Origin of the sequence: Burkholderia sp. BCC0398, from assembly GCF_902833245.1 — a bacterium.
In the GTDB taxonomy this organism is placed as follows: domain Bacteria; phylum Pseudomonadota; class Gammaproteobacteria; order Burkholderiales; family Burkholderiaceae; genus Burkholderia; species Burkholderia sola.
Genome location: NZ_CADFEM010000002.1, coordinates 543823 through 567073, shown reverse-complemented (window position 1 = coordinate 567073; position 23251 = coordinate 543823). Strand labels below are relative to the sequence as shown.

24 protein-coding genes are annotated in these 23251 nt (G+C 66.1%); 20 read left to right on the top strand and 4 right to left on the bottom strand.

Translation table 11 applies throughout. The features are described from left to right. Positions 1-17 precede the first annotated feature (17 nt). The 10 genes from secY to dsbD all read left to right on the top strand — a co-directional run bounded on the left by secY (position 18) and on the right by dsbD (position 7360). Positions 18-1367, top strand: coding sequence for a preprotein translocase subunit SecY (gene secY / locus HWX76_RS06460; protein ID WP_050013167.1), 1350 nt, complete (start codon positions 18-20; stop codon positions 1365-1367). A 7-nt stretch (positions 1368-1374) separates the two neighbouring features. Next, entirely contained in the window at positions 1375-1593 is a 219-nt protein-coding gene (gene infA / locus HWX76_RS06455) for a translation initiation factor IF-1 (RefSeq protein ID WP_004521905.1), read from the top strand. Positions 1594-1613: 20 nt separating this feature from the next. After that, a complete protein-coding gene (gene rpmJ, locus HWX76_RS06450) occupies positions 1614-1730 on the top strand; it encodes a 50S ribosomal protein L36 (protein ID WP_004199844.1) in 117 nt (38 codons plus the stop codon). Positions 1731-1768: 38 nt separating this feature from the next. Further along, complete coding sequence (gene rpsM, locus HWX76_RS06445; RefSeq protein ID WP_006477178.1) at positions 1769-2134, top strand: 30S ribosomal protein S13; 366 nt, start codon at positions 1769-1771, stop codon at positions 2132-2134. Positions 2135-2162: 28 nt separating this feature from the next. Continuing rightward, positions 2163-2564 (top strand): 30S ribosomal protein S11, encoded by a 402-nt coding sequence (gene rpsK / locus HWX76_RS06440; RefSeq protein WP_004197937.1) that lies wholly within the window; start codon positions 2163-2165, stop codon positions 2562-2564. A gap of 154 nt (positions 2565-2718) precedes the next feature. After that, positions 2719-3342 carry a 30S ribosomal protein S4 gene (gene rpsD / locus HWX76_RS06435; protein ID WP_006477177.1) on the top strand — a complete coding sequence of 208 codons (624 nt, stop codon included), beginning with the start codon at positions 2719-2721 and terminating at the stop codon, positions 3340-3342. A gap of 124 nt (positions 3343-3466) precedes the next feature. Beyond that, positions 3467-4444: a DNA-directed RNA polymerase subunit alpha gene (rpoA, locus tag HWX76_RS06430; RefSeq protein WP_006477176.1), complete on the top strand. Its 978-nt coding sequence runs from the start codon at positions 3467-3469 to the stop codon at positions 4442-4444. A gap of 148 nt (positions 4445-4592) precedes the next feature. Next, entirely contained in the window at positions 4593-4988 is a 396-nt protein-coding gene (rplQ, locus tag HWX76_RS06425; RefSeq protein ID WP_006477175.1) for a 50S ribosomal protein L17, read from the top strand. Positions 4989-5187: 199 nt separating this feature from the next. After that, positions 5188-5514, top strand: a complete 327-nt coding sequence (gene cutA / locus HWX76_RS06420) for a divalent-cation tolerance protein CutA (RefSeq protein WP_050013166.1) — start codon at positions 5188-5190, stop codon at positions 5512-5514. After that, on the top strand, positions 5507-7360 hold the full coding sequence (dsbD, locus tag HWX76_RS06415; protein WP_124631184.1) for a protein-disulfide reductase DsbD: 1854 nt from the start codon (positions 5507-5509) through the stop codon (positions 7358-7360). Before cutA ends, dsbD begins: the two co-directional genes overlap by 8 nt. Before the next feature lie 129 nt (positions 7361-7489). On the opposite strand, the gene hemB is transcribed toward dsbD, so the two are convergent. Further along, positions 7490-8488: a porphobilinogen synthase gene (gene hemB / locus HWX76_RS06410; protein ID WP_050013164.1), complete on the bottom strand. Its 999-nt coding sequence runs from the start codon at positions 8486-8488 to the stop codon at positions 7490-7492. 253 nt (positions 8489-8741) lie between these two features. Beyond that, entirely contained in the window at positions 8742-9401 is a 660-nt protein-coding gene (gene yihA, locus HWX76_RS06405) for a ribosome biogenesis GTP-binding protein YihA/YsxC (RefSeq protein ID WP_050013163.1), read from the bottom strand. A 214-nt stretch (positions 9402-9615) separates the two neighbouring features. Here yihA and HWX76_RS06400 point away from each other — a divergent pair, with 214 nt between their 5' ends. From HWX76_RS06400 to msrQ, 5 genes are all read left to right on the top strand, one after another. Next, entirely contained in the window at positions 9616-10269 is a 654-nt protein-coding gene (locus HWX76_RS06400) for a c-type cytochrome (protein WP_050013162.1), read from the top strand. 214 nt (positions 10270-10483) lie between these two features. Beyond that, positions 10484-12697 carry a cytochrome c biogenesis protein ResB gene (locus HWX76_RS06395; protein WP_050013161.1) on the top strand — a complete coding sequence of 738 codons (2214 nt, stop codon included), beginning with the start codon at positions 10484-10486 and terminating at the stop codon, positions 12695-12697. A 4-nt stretch (positions 12698-12701) separates the two neighbouring features. Further along, positions 12702-13880 carry a c-type cytochrome biogenesis protein CcsB gene (gene ccsB, locus HWX76_RS06390; RefSeq protein WP_050013160.1) on the top strand — a complete coding sequence of 393 codons (1179 nt, stop codon included), beginning with the start codon at positions 12702-12704 and terminating at the stop codon, positions 13878-13880. 160 nt (positions 13881-14040) lie between these two features. Continuing rightward, positions 14041-15036: a protein-methionine-sulfoxide reductase catalytic subunit MsrP gene (gene msrP, locus HWX76_RS06385; protein WP_124631185.1), complete on the top strand. Its 996-nt coding sequence runs from the start codon at positions 14041-14043 to the stop codon at positions 15034-15036. A 20-nt stretch (positions 15037-15056) separates the two neighbouring features. Beyond that, a complete protein-coding gene (gene msrQ, locus HWX76_RS06380) occupies positions 15057-15743 on the top strand; it encodes a protein-methionine-sulfoxide reductase heme-binding subunit MsrQ (protein WP_176015605.1) in 687 nt (228 codons plus the stop codon). 81 nt (positions 15744-15824) lie between these two features. On the opposite strand, the gene HWX76_RS06375 is transcribed toward msrQ, so the two are convergent. Next, positions 15825-16103: a lipoprotein gene (locus tag HWX76_RS06375; protein WP_050013157.1), complete on the bottom strand. Its 279-nt coding sequence runs from the start codon at positions 16101-16103 to the stop codon at positions 15825-15827. A 36-nt stretch (positions 16104-16139) separates the two neighbouring features. On the opposite strand from HWX76_RS06375, the gene cyaY reads away from it, so the two are divergent. Then, positions 16140-16466, top strand: coding sequence for an iron donor protein CyaY (gene cyaY, locus HWX76_RS06370; protein ID WP_050013156.1), 327 nt, complete (start codon positions 16140-16142; stop codon positions 16464-16466). A gap of 81 nt (positions 16467-16547) precedes the next feature. On the opposite strand, the gene HWX76_RS06365 is transcribed toward cyaY, so the two are convergent. After that, positions 16548-18941, bottom strand: coding sequence for a penicillin-binding protein 1A (locus HWX76_RS06365; RefSeq protein ID WP_050013155.1), 2394 nt, complete (start codon positions 18939-18941; stop codon positions 16548-16550). Positions 18942-19161: 220 nt separating this feature from the next. Here HWX76_RS06365 and HWX76_RS06360 point away from each other — a divergent pair, with 220 nt between their 5' ends. Genes HWX76_RS06360 through pilQ form a run of 4 tightly spaced genes read left to right on the top strand, consistent with a single transcriptional unit; the run spans position 19162 to position 23226 of the window. Continuing rightward, entirely contained in the window at positions 19162-20085 is a 924-nt protein-coding gene (locus HWX76_RS06360) for a competence protein ComA (protein WP_176015604.1), read from the top strand. Then, positions 20082-20735: a fimbrial protein gene (locus HWX76_RS06355; protein ID WP_124594042.1), complete on the top strand. Its 654-nt coding sequence runs from the start codon at positions 20082-20084 to the stop codon at positions 20733-20735. Before HWX76_RS06360 ends, HWX76_RS06355 begins: the two co-directional genes overlap by 4 nt. Beyond that, the gene (locus HWX76_RS06350; protein WP_124638849.1) at positions 20732-21598 is read left to right on the top strand and encodes a pilus assembly protein; all 867 of its coding nucleotides are present in this window, start codon (positions 20732-20734) and stop codon (positions 21596-21598) included. Before HWX76_RS06355 ends, HWX76_RS06350 begins: the two co-directional genes overlap by 4 nt. Next, on the top strand, positions 21595-23226 hold the full coding sequence (pilQ, locus tag HWX76_RS06345; RefSeq protein ID WP_176015603.1) for a type IV pilus secretin PilQ: 1632 nt from the start codon (positions 21595-21597) through the stop codon (positions 23224-23226). Before HWX76_RS06350 ends, pilQ begins: the two co-directional genes overlap by 4 nt. Positions 23227-23251: the final 25 nt, after the last annotated feature.

Sequence of the window (23251 nt, the reverse complement as noted above, 5' to 3'; positions counted from 1 at the left end):
TTCATCGGAGAAGGTACTTGGCTAACAGCCCGAGTCTTGCAAAACCCGGTCGAAGCACGGCGAAATTCGGCGATCTGCGCCGGCGAGCGATGTTCCTGCTCCTGGCGCTGATCGTCTATCGCATCGGCGCGCACATTCCCGTGCCGGGCATCGATCCGGATCAACTGGCCAAGCTGTTCCAGAGCCAGGCGGGCGGCATCCTGGGCATGTTCAACATGTTCTCGGGTGGCGCACTTTCCCGCTTCACGATCTTTGCGCTGGGGATCATGCCGTACATCTCGGCGTCGATCATCATGCAGTTGCTGGCGATCGTTTCGCCGCAGCTCGAGGCGCTGAAGAAGGAAGGGCAGGCAGGGCAACGGAAGATCACGCAGTACACGCGGTATTTCACCGTGGTGCTCGCGACCTTCCAGGCATTCGGTATCGCGGCCGCGCTGGAAAACCAGCCGGGCCTCGTCACCGATCCCGGCACGCTGTTCCGTCTGACGACGGTCGTGACGCTGGTGACGGGCACGATGTTCCTGATGTGGCTCGGCGAGCAGATTACCGAGCGTGGTCTGGGCAACGGTATCTCGATCATCATCTTCGGCGGGATCGCAGCAGGGTTCCCGAATGCCGTGGGCGGGTTGTTCGAGCTGGTGCGTACGGGTTCGATGAGCATCATTTCGGCGATCATCATCGTCGTTCTGATCGCCGCGGTGACTTACCTGGTCGTGTTCATCGAACGCGGTCAGCGCAAGATCCTCGTGAACTACGCGAAGCGCCAGGTCGGCAACAAGATCTACGGCGGGCAGTCGTCGCATCTGCCGCTGAAGCTGAACATGTCGGGCGTGATTCCGCCGATCTTTGCATCGTCGATCATTCTGTTCCCGGCAACGATTCTCGGCTGGTTCAGTACCGGTCAGCCGACGGGAAGCTGGATTTCCAATACGTTGCATAACGTTGCGGAAGCGCTGAAGCCGGGCCAGCCGGTCTATGTGCTGCTGTACACGCTGGCAATCGTGTTTTTCTGCTTCTTCTACACCGCACTGGTGTTCAACAGCAGGGAGACCGCGGACAACCTGAAGAAGAGCGGCGCGTTTGTTCCGGGCATCCGTCCGGGCGATCAGACCGCACGATATATCGACCGCATCCTCACGCGTCTGACGCTGGCCGGTGCGATCTACATCGTCTTCGTGTGTCTGCTGCCGGAATTCCTGGTGCTGCGCTGGAACGTGCCGTTTTATTTTGGTGGAACGTCGCTGCTGATCATTGTCGTCGTCACGATGGACTTTATGGCGCAGGTGCAGTCGTACGTTATGTCGCAACAGTATGAGTCTCTGCTCAAGAAGGCAAACTTCAAGGGCGGCAACATCCCGATGCGTTGAAAGGACTATGGCCAAAGACGATGTAATCCAGATGCAGGGCGAGGTGATTGAAAACCTCCCGAATGCGACCTTCCGTGTGAAGCTGGAAAACGGCCATGTCGTGTTGGGGCATATTTCCGGAAAGATGCGGATGCACTACATCCGCATTCTGCCCGGCGACAAGGTGACGGTTGAGTTGACGCCTTACGATCTGTCTCGTGCGCGGATCGTGTTCCGGGCGAAGTGATTTGAAAAAAGGGTATTATCATGAAAGTGATGGCATCGGTTAAGCGCATTTGCCGCAATTGCAAGATCATCAAGCGCAAAGGCGTCGTTCGCGTGATCTGCAGCTCGGATCCGCGCCACAAGCAGCGCCAAGGCTGACCGCGCGTTTGTTTGCGCTTTTTGTTTGAGGAAAAACAATGGCTCGTATCGCAGGGGTTAACATCCCGAATCACCAGCACACCGAGATCGGCCTGACGGCTATCTTTGGTGTCGGCCGCACCCGTTCGCGCAGCATCTGCGTGGCAGCTGGCGTCGATTTTTCGAAGAAGGTCAAGGATCTGACCGACGCAGACCTGGAAAAGCTGCGTGAAGAAGTGGGCAAGTTTGTCGTCGAAGGCGATCTGCGCCGTGAAGTGACGATGAACATCAAGCGCCTGATGGACCTCGGTTGCTACCGTGGCGTCCGTCATCGCAAGGGCCTGCCGATGCGCGGTCAGCGTACGCGTACGAACGCACGTACCCGCAAGGGTCCGCGTCGTGCAGCGCAAGCGCTGAAGAAGTAAGCGGAACTGACAGTTACAGGAAAACGTAATGGCTAAGGCTTCGAACACCGCGGCGCAACGCGTTCGCAAGAAGGTTAAGAAGAACGTCGCTGAAGGCGTGGTTCACGTTCACGCGTCGTTCAACAACACGATCATCACGATCACCGATCGCCAAGGCAACGCTCTGGCATGGGCGACGTCGGGCGGCCAGGGCTTCAAGGGCTCGCGCAAATCGACGCCGTTCGCCGCTCAGGTCGCAGCTGAATCGGCTGGCCGCGTCGCGATGGAATATGGCGTGAAGAATCTGGAAGTGCGGATCAAGGGCCCGGGCCCGGGTCGCGAGTCGGCAGTGCGTGCACTGCACGGCCTCGGCATCAAGATCACCGCGATTTCGGACGTCACCCCGATTCCGCACAACGGCTGCCGTCCGCCGAAGCGTCGTCGTATCTAAGGATGTGCTGGCACGTTCGTGCTAGCGCATTGCCTGTCGCCGCTCAGCGTCGACGGGCGTTGCTTTTTTGATTGACTAAGCCCACCGTTCGCCCCAAAGGGAGCGGACTAGCGCGGATTTCGATCCGCGTGACTGATTGATAAAGGAATGCAAAGTGGCACGTTATATCGGCCCCAAAGCCAAGCTGTCCCGCCGTGAAGGCACCGACCTGTTCCTGAAGAGCGCGCGCCGCTCGCTCGCCGACAAGTGCAAGCTCGACAGCAAGCCGGGCCAGCACGGCCGTACCTCGGGCGCACGTACGTCCGACTACGGTACGCAGCTGCGCGAAAAGCAGAAGGTCAAGCGTATCTACGGCGTGCTGGAACGTCAGTTCCGTCGCTACTTCGCTGAAGCCGATCGCCGGAAGGGCAACACGGGTGAAAACCTGCTGCAACTGCTCGAGTCGCGCCTCGACAACGTCGTGTATCGCATGGGCTTCGGCTCGACCCGCGCTGAAGCGCGTCAGCTGGTGAGCCACAAGTCGATCACCGTGAACGGCGTCGTCGCAAACGTCCCGTCGCAGCAAGTGAAGGCGGGTGACGTCGTCGCGATCCGCGAAAAGGCGAAGAAGCAGGCGCGTATCGTCGAAGCGCTGTCGCTGGCCGAGCAAGGCGGCATGCCGAGCTGGGTTGCAGTCGATGCGAAGAAGTTCGAAGGCACGTTCAAGCAAATGCCGGAACGCGCTGAAATCGCAGGCGACATCAACGAAAGCCTGATCGTCGAATTGTATTCGCGTTAATCCGATTGACGGCCGAGGTACCCCGATTGCGTTGCGCAAGGAGGGGCCTCGGCTGTTTATTTTCTGGTTGTTACCGGTCAGCCTTATCGGTGTAACGAGCCGAGGGTATTGAAAAGGAAAGCCCATGCAAACCAGTTTGCTGAAACCCAAGATCATCGCCGTGGAATCGCTGGGCGAGAACCACGCGAGGGTGGTCATGGAACCGTTCGAACGCGGTTACGGCCACACCTTGGGCAATGCGCTTCGCCGCGTGCTGCTGTCGTCGATGGTAGGCTACGCGCCGACCGAAGTCACGATCGCAGGCGTGGTGCACGAGTACTCGACGCTGGATGGCGTGCAGGAAGACGTCGTCAACCTGCTGCTGAACCTGAAGGGCGTGGTGTTCAAGCTGCATAATCGTGACGAAGTGACGGTTACGCTGCGCAAGGAAGGTGAAGGCGTCGTGACGGCCGGCGATATCGAGCTGGCGCACGATTGCGAAGTCATCAACCCGAATCACGTGATTGCGCACCTGTCGAAGGGCGGCAAGCTCGACGTTCAGATCAAGATCGAAAAGGGTCGCGGCTATGTGCCCGGCAACGTCCGTCGCTACGGCGAAGACACGGCCAAGATCATCGGCCGCATCGTCCTCGACGCATCGTTCTCGCCGGTTCGCCGCGTGAGCTATGCGGTCGAAAGCGCACGGGTCGAGCAGCGTACCGACCTCGACAAGCTCGTGATGAACATCGAGACGAGCGGCGTGATCACGCCGGAAGAAGCGATCCGCCAGTCGGCCCGCATCCTGGTCGACCAGTTGTCCGTGTTCGCGGCGCTGGAAGGCACGGAAACGGCAGCCGAAGCGCCGTCGCGTGCACCGCAGATCGATCCGATCCTGCTGCGTCCGGTGGACGATCTCGAGCTGACGGTTCGTTCGGCGAACTGCCTGAAGGCCGAGAACATCTACTACATCGGCGATCTGATCCAGCGCACGGAAAACGAGCTGCTGAAGACGCCGAACCTCGGTCGCAAGTCGCTCAACGAGATCAAGGAAGTGCTCGCTTCGCGCGGTCTCACGCTGGGCATGAAGCTCGAGAACTGGCCGCCGGCTGGTCTCGACAAGTAATCCCGGTTGTAGCCTGGCTATCGCTGTAGTTGGCAAAGATGCGGATTTTCCTTTAAAATCCGCATCTTGCTTTTTTCGTTACCGGCCCGTGCGCCCTCCGAGGCGCGATAGAAGAGCTGGACCAAAACTTTGAATCAAGGAAACTGAAATGCGCCATCGTCATGGTCTGCGGAAACTGAACCGCACGAGCAGCCACCGTCTGGCTATGCTCCGTAACATGTCCAACTCGCTGATCGAGCACGAAGTCATCAAGACGACGCTGCCGAAGGCGAAGGAACTCCGTAAAGTCGTCGAGCCGCTGATCACGCTTGGCAAGAAGCCGTCGCTGGCAAACCGTCGCCTGGCGTTCAACCGCCTGCGCGATCGTGACTCGGTCGCGAAGCTGTTCGACGTGCTCGGTCCGCGTTTCGCGAACCGTCCGGGCGGCTACCTGCGCGTGCTGAAGTTCGGCTTCCGCGTGGGCGACAACGCACCGATGGCACTGGTCGAACTGCTCGACCGTCCGGAAGTCGACGAAACGGAAAACGTGCAAGAAGCTGAATAAGCTTCCGGTACGCAGCAGGATCTGAAAGGGGCCGAGCGATTGCTTGGCCCTTTTTGTTTTTGGGATGCCGGTTGCGGTCGATTGTCGCAGGCTGGTGCCGGCAGCGTTGCGCGGGCTGCGCTACGATACGGGCAACCGGTGCGGTCCCTGGGCGGGTAACCGGCGCCGGCAGGCGCCTGCAGACCAGCGAGGAGAGCGGATGATAGTGGTGCTGATGCTGACGACGGTCCCCGATGCGCCGACGGCCGCGGCGCTCGCCGACGGCGCGCTCGACGCGCGGCTTGCCGCGTGCGTGTCGGAGCTCGGTACGATCAAGTCGCGCTATCACTGGCAGGGCAAGGTCGAAACGGCCGACGAGATCCAGTTGCTGTTCAAGACGAGCCCGGTTCGGGCGCTCGAACTGGAGCGATTTATTCTCGCGCATCATCCGTACGAGACGCCTGAAATCGTCTCGTGGCAGACGACGGCATCGGCCGCGTATGGCCAATGGGTGACCAACGAAACTCAACGTTTATTTCATGTTTAACGGTATGGCGCTTTCGGTGCGCGTGCGCGCGCTGCGGTTTCTTGCGGTCCTGTTGTCGTTCGTGCTCGTGCTCGTGCTGGGCGGGTTGTCCGCCGCGCGTGCGGCCGACGATTTCCTCGATCCGTCGGTTGCGTTCAAGTTCAGCGCGAGCGAATCGCCGGGACAGGTGGACGTCCGCTTCAAGATCGCCAACGGCTACTACATGTACCGCGAGCGCTTCGCGTTCGCGGTGAAAAGCGGCCAAGCCACGCTCGGCGAGCCGCAATTCCCGGCCGGCCACGTGAAGTTCGACCAGACGTTCCAGAAGGACGTCGAGACCTACCGCGATGAAGTCGTCGTTCACGTGCCGGTGAAGCAGGCGGCCGGGCCGTTCGAGCTCGCGGTGACGTCGCAAGGGTGTGCGGACGAAGGGATCTGTTATCCGCCGGCCGAGCACGTGATGAAGGTCGATGGCGCCGCGCTCGGCGCCGCGTCGCCGTCCGGCGACACGGCTGCCGCGGGCAGCTGGTTCGACAAGGTCACGAGCGCCGATTTCGCGCAGTCGCTGCTCGAAGGCCACGGCTTCTTCACGATCGTCGCGCTCTATTTCGTCGCGGGTGTCGTGCTGAGCCTGCTGCCGTGTTCGTACCCGATGATTCCGATCGTGTCCGCGATCATCATCGGCCAGGGCACGCGCGCGACGCATGCACGCGGCTTCGCGCTGTCGCTGACCTACGTGGTCGGCATGGCGCTGGTCTACACGGTGCTCGGCATCGCCGCCGCGCTGGTCGGCCAGAGCCTCGGCGCATGGTTGCAGAACCCGTGGGTGCTCGGCGCGTTCGGCGTGCTGCTGAGCGCGTTCGCGGTGTCGCTGATCTCGGGCAAGGACATCGCGCTGCCGGAGCGCTGGCAGAACGGCGCGGCCGAGGCATCGAGCGCGCGCCAGGGCGGCCACTTCGTCGCGGTCGCGGCGATGGGCGCGTTGTCGGCGCTGGTCGTCGGCGCGTGCATGACGGCGCCGCTGTTCGCGGTGCTCGCGTTCATCGCGCACACCGGCAATGCGTGGCTCGGCGGCGCGGCGCTGTTCGCGATGGGGCTGGGCCTCGGCGTGCCGCTGCTGGTCGTCGGCGTCGGAGCGGGGACGGTGCTGCCGCGCGCAGGCGCGTGGATGGACGGCGTGAAGGTGTTCTTCGGCATCGTGCTGCTCGCGGCCGCGCTGTGGATCGTGTGGCCGGTGCTGGCGGGCGGGCTGAAGATGGTGCTCGCGGCGTTGTGGCTGCTGATCGCCGCCGCAGCGCTCGGGTTGTTCACGCCGAATGCCGGCGCCGCGTCGATCTGGCGCCGCCTGGGCCGCGGCGTAGGCGCCGCGCTCGCGATCTGGGCCGCGACGCTGCTCGTCGGCCTGGCTGCGGGCTCGACCGATCCCGTCAAGCCGCTGGCCGTGCTGGCGGCGCGTACGGTGGCGTCCGGCGGCGCGGCGACGGCCGGCGCGGCTGCCGCGCAGGACGGCCCCGCGTTTGCCCCGGTGCGCTCCAGCGGCGAACTCGACGCGCTGCTGAAGACGTCGGGCCAGCCGGTGATGCTGGACTTCTACGCCGACTGGTGCGTGAGCTGCAAGGAGATGGAGCATCTGACCTTCACCGACGCGCGCGTGCAGGCGCGGCTCGCGCAGCTTCACCTCGTGCGCGCGGACGTCACCGCGAACAACCCGGACGATCAGGCGCTGCTCAAGCGCTTTAATCTGTTCGGGCCGCCGGGCATCATCTTCTTCGATCGCAATGGCCGCGAGATCGGCCGCGTGGTCGGCTATCAGGCGGCCGACACGTTCCTGCGCAGCCTCGATCGGGCGGCCGTTCCGACGGTATGACGACGGGCGGCTGCGGCGACCGGCGAACGGAAGATCCGCGGCCGGCTGACGGTCGCGATCGACGGTAAACAAAAAACGGCGGAACACCGAGGTGTCCCGCCGTTTTTGCTGGCGCGTGCCGGCGCGCGATCAGCGCTGCGCTTTCAGCAGACGCGCGGCATCGAGCGCGAAGTACGTGAGCACGCCGTCGGCGCCCGCACGCTTGAACGCGAGCAGCGATTCGAGCACGACCTTGTCGTGGTCGAGCCAGCCGTTCATCGCGGCCGCCTTCAACATCGCGTATTCGCCGCTCACCTGGTACACGTAGGTCGGGAAGCGGAACTCGTCTTTCACGCGGCGCACGATGTCGAGATACGGCATGCCGGGCTTGACCATCACCATGTCGGCGCCTTCGTCGATGTCGAGGCGCACTTCGCGCAGCGCTTCGTCGCTGTTCGCCGGATCCATCTGGTAGGTCATCTTGTTGCCCTTGCCCAGGTTGGACGCCGAACCGACCGCATCGCGGAACGGGCCGTAGAACGCCGATGCGAACTTCGCCGAATAGGCCATGATCCGCGTATGGATATGGCCGTCGCTTTCCAGCATCTCGCGGATCGCGCCGATGCGGCCGTCCATCATGTCCGACGGCGCGACGATGTCGACGCCGGCTTCCGCCTGCGCACGCGCCTGGTCGACCAGGATCTCGATCGTGTCGTCGTTGATCACATAGGCGTTTTCGTCGAGCACGCCATCCTGGCCGTGACTCGTGTACGGATCGAGCGCGACGTCGGTCAGCACGCCCAGTTCGGGGAAGTGCTTCTTCAGCTCGCGCACCGCGCGCGGGATCAGGCCTTCCGGATTGGCCGCCTCGCGGCCGTCGGGTGTCTTCAGCGACGGCTCGATGGCCGGGAACAGCGACAGCACGGGCACGCCGAGTTCGACGCACTGCTCGGCGACGTGCATCAGCAGATCGACCGACACGCGCTCGACGCCGGGCATCGACGGGATGGGCTGGCGCTCGTTGGTGCCTTCGACGACGAATACCGGGTAGATCAGGTCGTCGGTGGTCAGGCGGTTTTCGCGCATCAGGCGGCGGGAGAAGTCGTCGCGGCGCATCCGGCGCGGACGATGAAGCGGATGGAAGCTCATGGCGGTTTGGCAGAAATCAGGGCAAGAAGGACCTTACGGAACCCTTAGGTCATTTTCGAGATCGTTGGTATATGATAGCGATCGAGCGGCACGCGTTGCGTGCAGCTCCCCGCTTCTCCTCCCTGAGCGGGTGCCTGTCGTTTTTCGATTAGGCTGTTTGACCCGCCGTTCAACGGCGGGTTTTTTTATGAGCCGGCCGAATCCGCAGGCGCCGTCAGGTGCGCACGGCCGATCCCAGCCGCGCGTTGCCCGCTCATTGTGCTACAGGCTCGCTGTTTTCGTCGGCGACGGACGGCCGCAGCCAGCTCTCGATCAGTTCATGGGCCTCGTCGAGCCCCGTGCGCTTCAGCGCCGAGAACAGCTGGACCGTCAGCTTGCCCTTCACGCCCTGGTCGCGATACGCGTCGAGCCCCTTCTGCGTGTTGCGCAACGCGTTGATGCTTTCCTGGCGCGTCAATTTGTCGCACTTGGTCAGCAGCGTGTGGATCGGCTTGCCGGTCGGCGCGAACCATTCGATCATGCGCCGATCGAGATCGGTCAGCGGACGGCGCGAATCCATCATCAGGATCAGGCCGCAGAGCTGCGAGCGCGTCGCGAGATAGGACGACAGCAGCATTTCCCAGTGCGCCTTCGCGGCGCCGGGCACTTCCGCATAGCCGTAGCCGGGCAGATCGACGAGGTTCGCGACGGGCTCGGCGGCCGGGCCGACGGAGAAGTAGTTGATATGCTGCGTGCGGCCGGGCGTCTTCGACGCGAAGGCCAGCCGCTTCTGGTTGCACAGCACGTTGATCGCCGTCGACTTGCCGGCATTCGAGCGGCCCGCGAACGCGATTTCCGGCTGGACCGTCGGCGGCAGGTCGCGCAGATGGTTGACGGTCGTGTAGAAGCGGGCTTGATGGAGCAGAAAGGCCATGGGAACCGGAAGGACGGGCGGCGCGAGCCGCGTGGTGGAGGCGGGGTAGCCCCGATAGGCGCGGGAGCTTTCAGCACGATATTGTACAATACGGCGGTTTTGCCGAAGGCCACCGGGCGCCTGCCTCGCGCTTTTATGTGGCTTCTGCGGTAGACTGAACGCCGTCGTTTTTTGCAGAACCTCAAATTCCCACAAGACGAAACAGGGTGTGCGAATGAATCGACTGTGCAAGTCTCTGATGGTGCTTCAGGTTGCAGCAGGGTTCGTAGGTTTCGTAGCGGAGGCAAACGCGGCAGATGCGGCCAAGCCGGATCTGGACCGCGGCAAGGCGATTGCCGGGCAGGTCTGCGCGTCGTGTCACGGCGCCGACGGCAACAGCGCGTCGGGCAGTTTCCCGAAGCTCGCCGGCCAGCATCCCGAATATCTGGTCAAGCAGTTGAACGACTTCAAGACGCAGCCGGGCGCGAAGGGGCCGGTGCGTAACAACGCGGTGATGGTCGGATTCGCGAGCGCGTTGAGCGCGGACGACATGCGCAACGTCGCCGCGTACTACGGGTCGCAGACGACGAAGCTCGGTACCGCACGCAATGCGGCGACGGTGCCGATCGGCCAGAAGATCTATCGCGGCGGCATCGCGGAAAAGGGCGTTCCCGCCTGCGCGAGCTGCCACGGGCCGACGGGGCAGGGGATCCCGGTCCAGTACCCGCGTCTGTCGGGGCAATGGGCCGATTACACGGTCGCGCAGTTGACCGCGTTCCAGCAGGGTGCCGGCGCGCGCAACAACAACGAGGCGATGCATCAGATCGCGTCGCGGCTGTCGGATACCGAGATCAAGGCCGTCGCGGATTACATCGCGGGCCTGCGTTGAGCGGTCAGCCGCGAATGGAATGACCGGGCGCCCGAAGGGCGGCCGGAGTCAGAACAAGAAAAGGGTGGGGCGCCGCGCCGTCGCGGTTGCCTCGCCCTTCTTTTTTGCCGGCACTCGCCGGGCCGGGATGGCGCGGCTGGCAGGCGATGGGGAGCTGCGCTCCCCGAGCGAACATAGTGAGCGTGGGGGTGGTTTCCCCTTAGTCGGAGTTTGAATGAGCGTTACCACGTCGGGGTTGCAGTCGAAGTCGGGTCAGGGTGCGTCGAAACGTGCGGTCGAGTTGCTGAGCTCGATGCGTTTCGCGATCGCGCTGCTGGTGGTGCTGTCGATCGCGAGCATCATCGGCACGGTCCTGACCCAGGACGATCCGTATCCGAACTACGTGAACCAGTTCGGGCCGTTCTGGGCGGACATCTTCCGTTCGCTCGGCCTGTACAACGTGTACAGCGCGTGGTGGTTCATGCTGATCCTGATCTTCCTCGTCACGTCGATCTCGCTGTGCGTGATCCGCAACGCGCCGAAGATGCTCGCCGATGCGAAGAGCTGGAAGGACAAGGTCCGCGAAGGCAGCCTGCGCGCCTTCCACCACAAGGCCGAATACACGGCGTCCGGCACGCGCGCGAGCGTCGCGGCGACGCTCGCCGCCTTCGTCACGAAGGCTGGCTACAAGCACGTCGTGCGTGAAACCGACGGCGCGACGCTGATCTCCGCGAAGCGCGGCGCGATGACCAAGTGGGGCTATATCTCCGCGCACCTCGCGATCGTCGTGATCTGTATCGGCGGCCTGCTCGACAGCAACCTGCCGATCAAATTCCAGATGCTGATGTTCGGCAAGAGCCCGGTCAACACGAGCGCGACGATCAGCGATATCTCGCCCGACCATCGGCTGTCCGCGTCGAACCCGACCTTCCGCGGCTACGCGTGGGTGCCGGAGGGCCAGTTCGTGTCGACCGCGATCCTGAACCAGCCGAGCGGCTCGCTGATTCAGGATCTGCCGTTCTCGATCCAGCTCGACAAATTCATCGTCGATTACTACACGACCGGCATGCCGAAGCTGTTCGCGAGCGACATCGTCGTGATCGATCGCGAGACCGGCCGGAAGATCCCGGCGCGGGTGGAGGTCAACAAGCCGTTCACGTACAAGGGCGTGTCGATCTATCAGTCGAGCTTCCAGGACGGCGGCTCGCAGATGCAGATGACGGCCTATCCGATGACGGGCAGCCACGCGGCGACCGTCCCCGTGAAGGGCACGATCGGCAGCTCGGCGCCGCTGCAGGTCCCGGGCGCCGACGGCGACACGATCGAATTCTCCGATTTCCGCGCGATCAACGTCGAGAACATGGCCGACGCGAAAGGCAAGCCGGACGTGCGCGGCGTCGCGACCACCAGCTCGCTGAAGGAAGTGTTCGACGAGCGGCTCGGCTCGGGCGCGAAGACGTCGAAGCCGACGCAGCTCCACAACATCGGGCCGTCGGTGCAGTACAAGATTCGCGGCAAGGACGGCCAGGCGCGCGAATTCAACAACTACATGCTACCCGTCGACATGAACGGCGAGCGCGTGTTCCTCGCCGGCGTGCGCGCGAGTCCGAACGATCCGTTCCGCTACATGCGGATTCCGGCCGACAGCCAGGATTCGATCGGCGAATGGATGCGCCTGCGCGCCGCGCTCGAGGATCCGGCCGTGCGCACCGAGGCCGCCGCGCGCTTCGCGCAGCGCTCGCTGCCGGGCGACGCGTCGCTGCGCGGCCGCCTGCAGGACAGTGCGTCGAAGGTGCTGACCCTTTTCGCGGCGAGCGACGACAGCGTCGGCCGCGGCGCGGACGGCCAGCCGATCGGCGGCTTCCAGGCGGTGGCGACGTTCATCGACCGCTCGGTGCCGAAGGGCGAGCAGGAGAAGGCCGCGAGCCTGCTGTTGCGGATGCTCGAGGGCTCGATGTGGGAGGTGTGGCAGATCGCGCGCGAGCATGCGGGCGAGCCGGCCGCGCAACAAGGCGCCGACACGATCCGCTTCGTGCAGAACGCGATCAATGCGCTATCCGACAGCTTCCTGTATGGATCGCCGGTCTATTTGCAGCTTGACTCCTTCAAGCAGGTGCAAGCTTCGGTATTTCAGCTGACGCGCGCGCCCGGCAAGAATCTGGTGTATCTTGGCAGCCTGCTGCTGGTCGCCGGCATCTTCTCGATGTTCTACGTGCGCGAGCGGCGGCTCTGGTTCTGGCTGAAGGACGCCGGTTCGGGCGTCGAGGTGGTGATGGCCATGTCCACGGCCCGCAAGACCTTCGATTTCGAGAAAGAATTCGTGCAGACGCGCGACGCGGCCGGCGCCGCCTTGCACGCCGCACCTCGCGACGCCGCACCCGCCGGTGCGGCTTCGACGGCCCGCGCGCCTGCCGGCGGCGGTTCCGATTCCGAGAATTCCACCCGGTAACATCATGGATCTCACGCAAGTTTCCTCTTCCCGTACGGCGCCGGCAGCGTCGCCGCTGTTCGACGACCGTCCGTTCCTCGCGCGCCTGTCGCTGTTCGACTGGCTGTTCGCGCTGGCGCTGGTGGCGGGCGCGGGCTATGCGCTCGTGCACTACAACGCGCACATGGATTACTACGACAAGGCGGTGATGATCGGCACCGTGCCGGCGCTTGTCGCGCTCGGCTGGCGCTGGAAGCCCGCGCGGCTGATGATGGCGTCGATCGCCGTGCTGTCGCTGCTGTCGATCCAGATCTACCAGGGCGATCTCGCGCGCGCCGATTCGGCGTTCTTCCTCAAGTACTTCCTGTCGAGCCAGTCGGCGATCCTGTGGATGAGCGCGCTGTTCGTGCTCGCGACGATCTTCTACTGGATCGGCCTGCTCGCGCGCTCCGAAACGGGCGCCGCGATCGGCCAGAAGCTCACGTGGGTCGCCGTGCTGATGGGCTTCACCGGGCTGATGGTGCGCTGGTACGAGTCCTACCTGATCGGTGCGGACGTCGGGCATATCCCCGTGTCGAACCTGTATGAAGTGTTCGTCCTGTTCAGCCTGATCACCGCGCTGCTTTATCTGTATTACGAAGGCCACTACGGCACGCGTTCGCTCGGCGCGTTCGTGCTGCTGGTCATCAGCGCGGCGGTCGGCTTCCTGATGTGGTACTCGGTCGCGCGCGATGCGCAGCAGATTCAGCCGCTCGTGCCGGCGCTGCAAAGCTGGTGGATGAAGATCCACGTGCCGGCGAACTTCATCGGCTACGGCAGCTTCGCGCTGTCGGCGATGGTGTCGGTCGCGTATCTGATGAAGGAGCGCGGGATCCTCGCGGATCGCCTGCCGACGCTGGAAGTGCTCGACGACGTGATGTACAAGTCGATCGCGGTTGGTTTCGCGTTCTTCACGATCGCGACGATCCTCGGCGCGCTGTGGGCGGCCGAAGCGTGGGGCGGCTACTGGAGCTGGGATCCGAAGGAAACCTGGGCGCTGATCGTGTGGCTGAACTACGCGGCGTGGCTGCACATGCGGCTGATGAAGGGCCTGCGCGGCGCGGTGGCCGCGTGGTGGGCGCTCACCGGCCTGCTGGTCACGACGTTCGCGTTCCTCGGCGTCAACATGTTCCTGTCCGGGCTGCACAGCTACGGCAAACTGTAAGATTTCCGACGCTCGTCCGACTATCGAACCGCCGGTGCACTGCGTGCCCGGCGGTTTTCTTTTGTAACGCGGCGGGCGAACCGGGCGTCGAACGGCGCGTGACGGGCCGGGTCGAACGCTGATGAAGCATGCGCGCCGCGCATGCGGGAGGAACTGCACGATGTGGATCAAACGCCCTTTGCGTAACGTACTGACCGGCGCGGACATCGCGCCGAGCGAGATCACCCCGCGCGCGGTGTTCGAGAACCGGCGGCGCGTATTGCAGGCGGCCGGCCTCGCGGCCGCGGGCGGCCTGTTTGGCGCCAGCGGCGCGGCGCTCGCCGCGTATGCGTCGCCCGATCCGCGCGCGGCGAAGCTCGCGGCAAAAACGAACCCGAAGTTCGTCGCCATCGACAAGGTGACGCCGTTCAAGGACATCACGTCCTACAACAACTTCTACGAATTCGGCACCGACAAGAGCGACCCGGCGCAGAACGCCGGCACGCTGCGGCCGCGCCCGTGGCGCGTGAGCGTCGAAGGCGAGGTGCAGCACCCGAAAGTGTTCGATCTCGACGAGTTGCTGAAGCTCGCGCCGCTCGAGGAGCGCGTGTACCGGCTGCGCTGCGTCGAGGGCTGGTCGATGGTGATCCCGTGGATCGGCGTGCCGCTGTCCGAGCTGATCAAGCGCGTGCAGCCGACCGGCAACGCGAAATACGTGCAGTTCGTCACGCTGGCCGATCCGTCGCAAATGCCCGGCCTGTCGACGCCCGTGCTCGACTGGCCGTATTCGGAAGGGCTGCGCATGGACGAGGCGATGAATCCGCTGACGCTGCTGACGATGGGCGTCTACGGCCAGGTACTGCCGAACCAGAATGGCGCGCCGGTGCGGATCGTCGTGCCGTGGAAGTACGGCTTCAAGAGCGCGAAGTCGCTCGTGAAGATCCGCTTCGTCGACAAGCAGCCGAAGACGAGCTGGAACACGTACGCCGCGAACGAGTACGGCTTTTATTCGAACGTGAACCCCAACGTCGATCATCCGCGCTGGAGCCAGGCGACCGAGCGGCGCATCGGCGAGGACGGCTTTTTCACGCCGAAGCGCAAGACACTGATGTTCAACGGCTACGGCGATCTGGTCGCCTCGATGTATCAGGGCATGGACCTGAAGAAGAATTTCTGAGCACGACGGTGAGAAACGACATGCGTCCTTCGACGCTCACTTCCGAGCGCGCCGCGGGTGTCCGGTCGGCCGCACGCACCGCGCGGACCGGTGCGATCCGTCCCGCCGCGCCGCGCTGGCTCGCACCGGCCAAGGTGCTGGCGTTCGCGGCCGGCCTGTATCCGCTCGCGCGCGTCGTGCTGTTCGGGCTGACGGACCGGCTGGGCGCGAACCCGATCGAATTCATCACGCGCTCGACCGGCTTGTGGACGCTCGTCCTGTTGTGCATCACGCTTGCCGTCACGCCGCTCAGGCGCATCACGGGCTTCGCGTCGCTGCTGCGCTTTCGCCGGATGATCGGGCTGTTCGCGTTCTTTTACGCGACGCTGCATTTCACGACCTACCTGTGGTTCGACAAGTGGTTCGACGTCGTCGCGATCCTGAAGGACGTCGGCAAGCGCCCGTTCATCACCGTCGGCTTCGCGGCGTTCGTGCTGCTGATTCCGCTCGCCGCGACGTCGCCGCGCGCGATGGTGCGCCGGCTGGGGCGCCACTGGGCGACGCTGCACAGCGCGATCTATGCGATCGCGCTGTTCGGCGTGCTGCACTTCTGGTGGATGCGGGCCGGCAAGCACGATCTCGCGCAGCCGAAGCTCTACGCGGCGATCGTCGCCGCGCTGCTCGGCTGGCGGGTGGTTGCGTGGGGCTGGCGGCGCGTGCGTGCGTGACGCGGCGGCCCGAAAAAACAAAAGGCGATGACCGGGGAGTCATCGCCTCGTTGCGCGCGCCGCGCGGGCGGCATCGCGTCGTTACTTCGTGGCTGCCGGGCCCGATGCCGGGGCGGGCATGGTCGATGCGGTGCTCGACAGTTCGGGCGACAGCGTGAGCGGCGAGCCGGACGTGTCGGGCGTCTCGTCGGACGACGCGTTTTCGTCGGTCGGTTTCACGTCCGACGGCGGCGTGTTCTGCTGCTGGATCGGCTTGGGCATCGGGGGTACGGTGGGCAGATAGAGCGCGCCGCTTTGACCGCAGCCGGCAAGAATCGCCAAAGCCGCTACAATCGCGCTCATCCGGAAAACGACTCGCATGATCGTCCCTGAACAATTTAACCGATAGAGTTTAGCATGTCCGATACTGAATACCTGGCCCGTGCCGAGGCCGTGCTGGCGGCCGTCGAGCGTACCGTGGACGTCGCGAACGACGGCGATCACGACATCGATCTGGAGCGCAACGGCAGCGTGCTGACGCTGACGTTCGAAAACGGCTCGAAGATCATCGTCAACCTGCAACCGCCGATGAAGGAAGTGTGGATCGCCGCGAAGGCCGGTGGATTCCACTACCGTTTCGTCGACGGTGCGTGGCGCGATACGCGCACGGGCACCGAGTTCTTCTCGGCGCTCACCGAATACGCGACGCAGCAGGCCGGCCTGCCGATCACGTTCGGCGCGTGACGGCCGGGGCAGCGGGTCCCGAATGTCGTGCCCAAAGAAAAAGCGCCCCGCGGGGCGCTTTTTTCATGGTCGGGCCGCGGGTCAGTGGCCCTGGAACAGGTTCATGATGTCCTGCTTTTCCTGTTCGTCGACGTGCGGCACGGCCTCGTCGACGTTCTGCGCGGCCGGCGCCTGCGGCACGCCGACCGTCGACACGAAGCCGTGCCCCGGCGTGAACTCGGTGAAATACAGCTCGCCGCCGAGCGACTCGACGCCGTCCGGCACCGTCGGCTTGAATTCCGGCACGCCCTTCAGCGCCGCACCCATGTAGTCGATCCAGACCGGCAGCGACAGGCCGCCGCCGGTTTCGCGATCGCCGAGGCTGCGCGGATTGTCGTAGCCGATCCACGCGATCGCGGCGAGCGTGTGCTGGTAGCCGGCGAACCAGGCGTCGTGCGAGTCGTTCGTCGTGCCGGTCTTGCCCGCGAGGTCGGCGCGCTTCAGCACGTTGGTCCGCGCGCCCGTGCCGCGCTGCGCGACGCTCTGCAGCAGGCTGTTCATCACGTACGCGTTGCGCGCGTCGATCGCGCGCGGCGCGTTCTGCTCGGCGACGAGCGGCTGCGCGCGCGCGACGATCGCGCCGTTCGGATCGGTGACCTCGGCGATCAGGTACGGATTGACGCGGTAGCCGCCGTTCGCGAAGACCGAGTACGCGCCTGCCATTTGCAGCGGCGTGACCTGGCCGGCGCCGAGCGCCATCGGCAGGTAGGCCGGATGGCGCTCGGCGTCGAAGCCGAAGCGCGTGATGTATTGCTGCGCGTATTTCGTGCCGATGTGGTTCAGGATCCGGATCGACACGAGGTTGCGCGAGCGCTGCAGCGCGGTGCGCATCGACATCGGGCCCTCGAAGCCGCCACCGTAGTTCTTCGGCTCCCACGGCTGGCCGCCCGTTTCCGCGGCGCTGAAATACAGCGGGCCGTCGTTGATCACGGTCGCCGGCCCGAGGCCCTTGTCGAGCGACGCCGAGTAGATGAACGGCTTGAACGACGAACCCGGTTGCCGCCATGCCTGCGTGACGTGGTTGAACTTGTTCTTGTTGTAGTCGAAGCCGCCGACGAGCGAGCGGATCGCGCCGTCCTGCGGGACGATCGACAGGAACGCACCCTCGACCTGCGGCAACTGCGTGATCGACCACTTGCCGGCGTCGTTCTTCACCACGCGGACGATCGCGCCCGGGCGGATCCGGCGGTTCGGCTGCGCGTTGGCCGACAGCGCGCCCGACGCGAAGCGCAGGTTGTCGCCGTCGATCGTCGCGGTACTGCCGTCGATGAACGCCACCGTGATCTGGCGCGGGCTCGCGGCCGTCACGACCGCGGCGATCAGCTCGCCGTTGTCGGGATGCTCGAGCAGCGCGTCGTCGATCGCCTGTTCGCGGTCGTCGGCACCGGCCGGCAGCTCGATGAAGCCTTCCGGCCCGCGATAGCCGTGACGGCGCTCGTAATCCATGATGCCCTTGCGCAGCGCGGTGTACGCGACCTGCTGATCCGCGGAATCGATCGTCGTGACGACGTTGAAGCCGCGCGTGTAGGTTTCCTCACGGTACTGCGCGTACATCATCTGTCTGACCATTTCGGCGACGTACTCCGCGTGCACGCTGAAATCGCGGCCCGGACCCTTGACGACGAGCGGCTGCGCGGACGCTTCGTCGTACTGTTCGCGCGTGATGAAGTTCAGCTCGAGCATCCGTTGCAGGATATATTCCTGGCGTACCTTCGCGCGCTTCGGGTTGACGACCGGGTTGTACGCGGACGGCGCCTTCGGCAGCCCCGCGAGCATCGCGGCTTCCGCGAGCGTGATGTCCTTCAGGTCCTTGCCGAAATAGACCCGTGCGGCGCTCGCGAAGCCGTACGCGCGCTGGCCGAGATAGATCTGATTCATGTAGACCTCGAGAATCTGATCCTTCGTCAGCGCGCGCTCGATCCGGTACGCGAGCAGCATCTCGTAGATCTTGCGCGTGTAGGTCTTCTCGCTCGACAGGAAGAAGTTGCGTGCGACCTGCATCGTGATCGTGCTCGCGCCCTGCGACGCGTGGCCGTTCGTCAGCGCGACGAAGCCGGCGCGGATGATGCCGGTGAGGTCGACGCCGCCGTGATCGTAGAAGCGCGCATCCTCGATCGCGAGGATCGCCTTCTTCAGCGAGTCGGGCACGTCCTTGAAATGGACGACGTCGCGGCGCTCCTCGCCGAATTCGCCGATCAGCACGTGATCGGACGTATAGATGCGCAGCGGCACCTTCGGGCGATAGTCGGTCAGCGCATCGAGCGACGGCATGTTCGGCCAGGCCACGACGAGCGCGTAGCCGAGCACGAGGCCGCCGGCCACGACGAGGGCCACGCACATCGCGGCGAAGCCGAGCAGGACTTTTTGCCACCAGGGCCGCTTCTTCGGCTCCGGGGCGGGAGGCGGGGACGTAGGAGTCGTGGATTGCATAGGCATACCGGAAAACAGTCCCGCGATTATAGCTGCCCGGTAAGAGCGCTCCCGACGCGGGGGCCGCCCGTCGCCAAGCCGCGGGTCGGCGTGCCGTCAGCATAGTCCGTGCACGGCCGCCGTGGACCAATGCTGGCCGTTTGGCCGACTGTCGGCGGCGCGCGTCGCTTTGCAGAATCAGGTCTCGGATGCGCGGCGTGGGCCGCGACGATCTCGGGAGGCTGGGATGGCAGGACGATGGGTGGCGCGGTTTGCACAGGGCAGGCACCGGTCGACGGGAATCGACGTCGGTGCGCACGAAGTGAGGGTGGCCGTGCTGAGCCGGCGCGGCAGGGAAGCGGAAGTGCGCGTCGAGGGGCTCGAGCGCGAACCGGTTGGCTTGGCGGGCGGGCCGGAGGACGCGCGTTGGGCGGCGGTCGCGCGGTCGCTGGCGGCGGCCGTGGCGCGGCTGTCGGCGTCCGGCGTGCAGTGCGACGCGCGCGGCGTGATGGCGCTGCACGATGACGAGATGCGCACCGCGACGCTCGATCTGGCCGGGCGCGGCGACATCCCGGACGCCGCGCGGCAGGCCGCCGAACGCATCTCGGGGCTCGCGCCGGACAGTCTCGCGTTCGACTGGCGGCACTACGGCGGCGCGCGGTCCGGCGAGATCGCGGTGGCGGTCGCGCCGCTGGCGCTGCTCGAGCGGCGGATCGACGTGGCCGCGCAGGCCGGTATCGACCTGACGGTGATCGACGGCGAGTCGGCCGCCGTGCTGCGTGCGCTGCGCTATGCCGCACGGTTCGAACTCGATGCGCAGGGCGCGTACGCCGTGCTCTGGTTCTGCGACGCGGGCGTGCGCGGCTGGCGAATCGAGGGACGGTCGGCGATGCAGGTGCTCTCCCTGTCCGGCACGTTGCCGGAGGCGCTTCCCGATGCGTTGCGTCGGCGCGTGCTGGGGGTCGTGGGCTGCGTACTCGTCGCCGGGGACGAGCGATGTATCGCCCGCTTCGATACGTCGATTGCCGAGATCGGCGACGTGCTCGGCACGGCAGTGGTCCCGTTCGACTGCACGGGCTGGGACGGCCTGCCGTGCGCGCGCGCCGCCGTGCCAGGCGGCCCGGCGTTTGCCGTCGCGTTCGGGCTGGCGTTGCGTGGGGTGTGGGAATGACGGCCGGTCACGTGGCGGCAAACGGAGACGGCGCGGCGGCGCAGCAGCTCGTACAGGCGGTACTCGGCGACTTCAACCTGCTGCCGTACCGCGAGCGGTTGGCGCGGGCATTGCGGCGTCGGCGGGCCACGCAGTGCGGTGTGGCGATCCTGCTCGGTGTGCTTGGCGCCGGTCTGTGGACGGGCGCTGCGGTGTTGTCGCGGTGGCGGGTGGATGCCGAGCGCGCCGGCGTGGAGGCGCGGCTGCGACAGGTGCAGCCGCGGGTGGCCGTTGCGACGCGCGCGGCCGATGCAGCCGCCGCCGTCGCGCGGCGCGACGCGCAGGCGGCTGCGCTGGCCGCACCTTACCGGCGCGTGGCCGGGTTGCTGGCGACCCTGAAGCAGGTGCGCGCCGATCATGTCCGGCTCGATGCGCTGCGCATGACGACGACCGGCGCCGTGCTCGATGCGCGCGCCGCGAGTTACCGGGCGGCTGCGCGGTGGCTCGCCGCGATGGCGCGCGAGCAGCGCGACTGGCGGATCGATATAGATACGTTGAAGCCTGCGTCGGATGCGCCGGCTTCGACGGCCGGGATGCCGTTCCGGTTCTCGGTGCAGTTGCGCTGGCACGATGCGACGTCGTCGCGGACGGTGTCGGGAGGGGGCGCATGACGGCGCTCGCGCATTGGCCGGCGCTGCGCGCGGGCGCCAGGGCGGGCCACATGCCGCGCGTGTCGGCGGCCGCCGCGCATGCCGCGGGTTGCGTGCTGGCGTTCGCGGCCGTGCTGGCAGGCGGCATTCATCTGGCGAATGCGGCCGACTGGAGCGGGCTGGCACGTAGTCGCGCGTTGCTCGCCGCGGCGCAGGCGCGCGCGGCCGACGCGCAGCGCGTGCTGGCTTCCGCCGGACAACGACGCGACGGGCATCCTGCGTCGACGCGTGACGATCGCTTGCCGCCTACGCCGGAATGGGCCGCGCTGATGCTGGCGCTGGCCGATCTCGCCGCGTCGAGCGGGTTGCACGGCGTATCGATCGAACCGCAGCGCGCCGATGGCGCGGCACCGGACGGCCGACGCACCGTACACATCGCCGCGGACGGCGGCTTTCACGCGTTGCTGCATATGGTTGGCGGGCTGGCGCGCTTCCCGGTGTTGGCGGTACCGTCGGCGCTGCGTATCGAGCGTGGCATGTCGGCGGCGCGGGTGGATATGTCCGTCGACGTATTTCCGGCGCTGCAGGCGACAACGGCCGCGGCGGGCAACACGCCGGTTCGCGCCGCTGCGCCCGACGCCGATCCATTCGGCGAGGGGGGCCTCGCCGAAGCGGCGGGGCGCGCAGCCCGCCTTGCCGGCACGATTCGCGACGCGCGTACCGGTCTCGCGTTGTTCGACGACGGCGACGGCGCGTTCACGGCCGTCGCACCTGGCGAGGTGCTGGGGGCCGCGCGCGTGGTGCGTATCGACCGCGCGGCCGTGACGCTTGCGACGGCGGACGGATCGCAGCGGCTTGTGCTTGACGACGGAGGCCGGCCATGACGAAGCACGGCTGTTGGATGCTCGTCATCTGGGCCGGCGTGACGGCGGACGGCGCAAGCGCGTCGGTGCCGCCGCTGCCGGCGGTCTGGCCGGCCGGGCCGACGAATGTGTCGGTGCCGCGCCTGCCGCAGCCGCTGCGCGTGGCCGACAGCGTGGACAGCGCGGTAGCGGAGGACGCCGGCCCGCCGCCGTTCGATCAGGCGGCGCGCACGGCGCTGCAGACGGAAGCCGCCGCGCCGGTCCCCGCGCTCGAGGGGCCGCCGATCCCGCTGGCGCCGCCGGCCCGGATGAGCGACGCCGCGGCACGGCAACCGGGCGATGCGGACGACGAGCGGCGGATCTCGCTGAATCTGCAGGGCGTCGGGCTCGCGGCGGCGTTCGACGCGATCGCGCGATTCACGGGGCTCAATATCGTCGTCGGCGAGCAGGTGCGCGGCACGGTCACGTTACGTCTGAACGATGTCCGCTGGCGCGACGCGTTCGACACGCTGCTCGACACGCACGGGCTGGCGATGTCCCGGCGCGGCAACGTGATCTGGGTCACGCCGGCCGCCGAGCTGGCCGCGCGCGAACGCGAGCGCTTCGACATGCATGCGCGGGCCGCCGATCTGGAGCCGCTCGCAAGCCGTACGTTCGTGCTGCACTATCCGCGCGCCCAGGACGTGCAGCGGCTGCTGGCCGGCGCGACCGGCCAGCGCCTGCTGTCGAAGCGCGGCGCGGCGGCGGCCGATCCCCGTACGAACCTGCTGTTCGTGACCGATCTCGCGCCGCGCATCGTGCAGATCGCGGGCCTGATCGACGCGATCGACCGGCCGTCGCGGCAGGTCCGGATCGAGGCCCGCATCGTCGAAGGCGAGCAGGGTTTCTCGCGCAACCTCGGCGCACGTGTCGCACTGCGTGCGCAGGGGCGGCCGTCGTCGGCCGAGGGCACGTCCTTCACGGCGGACGCGCGCAACGCGCTGGATCTCGCCGCGCGGCCGCTCGGCGGCTTCGATGCGGCGACCGCCGGCTTCACGCTGTTCGCCGCGCCGCTCAGCCGCGTACTCGACATCGAGTTGAGCGCGCTGGAAGCGCAAGGCCGGGGCCAGATCGTTTCGCGTCCGCGGGTGGTGACGGCCGACCGCGTGAAGGCCATCGTCGAGCAGGGCGCCGAGCTGCCGTACCAGGCGAAGGTCGGCAACGGCATGAGCGGCGTGCAGTTCCGCCGCGCGACGCTGAAGCTGGAGGTCGAGCCGCAGATTACGCCGGACGGGCGCGTGGTGCTCGATCTCGACGTGACGAAGGACAGCGTCGGCGAGCCGACCGCGGCCGGCCCCGCGATCCATACGAAGCACGTGCAGACGCGCGTCGAGGTCGAGAATGGCGGGACGGTCGCGATCGGCGGCATCTATGAACAACTGAGCCGGAACGATGTGACGCGGGTGCCGCTCTTGGGCAAAATACCGTTTCTGGGCGCGCTTTTCCGGCACCGCGCGCAGCGCGACCAACGCAACGAACTGGTCGTCTTCATCACGCCGACCGTCGTCGATGCGCGTTGCGGCGCACCCGGCGCGGGCGACGCGGATGCCGAGGAAACGGGGCCGGAAGCCGCCGGCGCAGGCTCGACAAGGCAGCCGCTTTGCCAGTAAGCTGCGCCACACACCAGCAAGATTG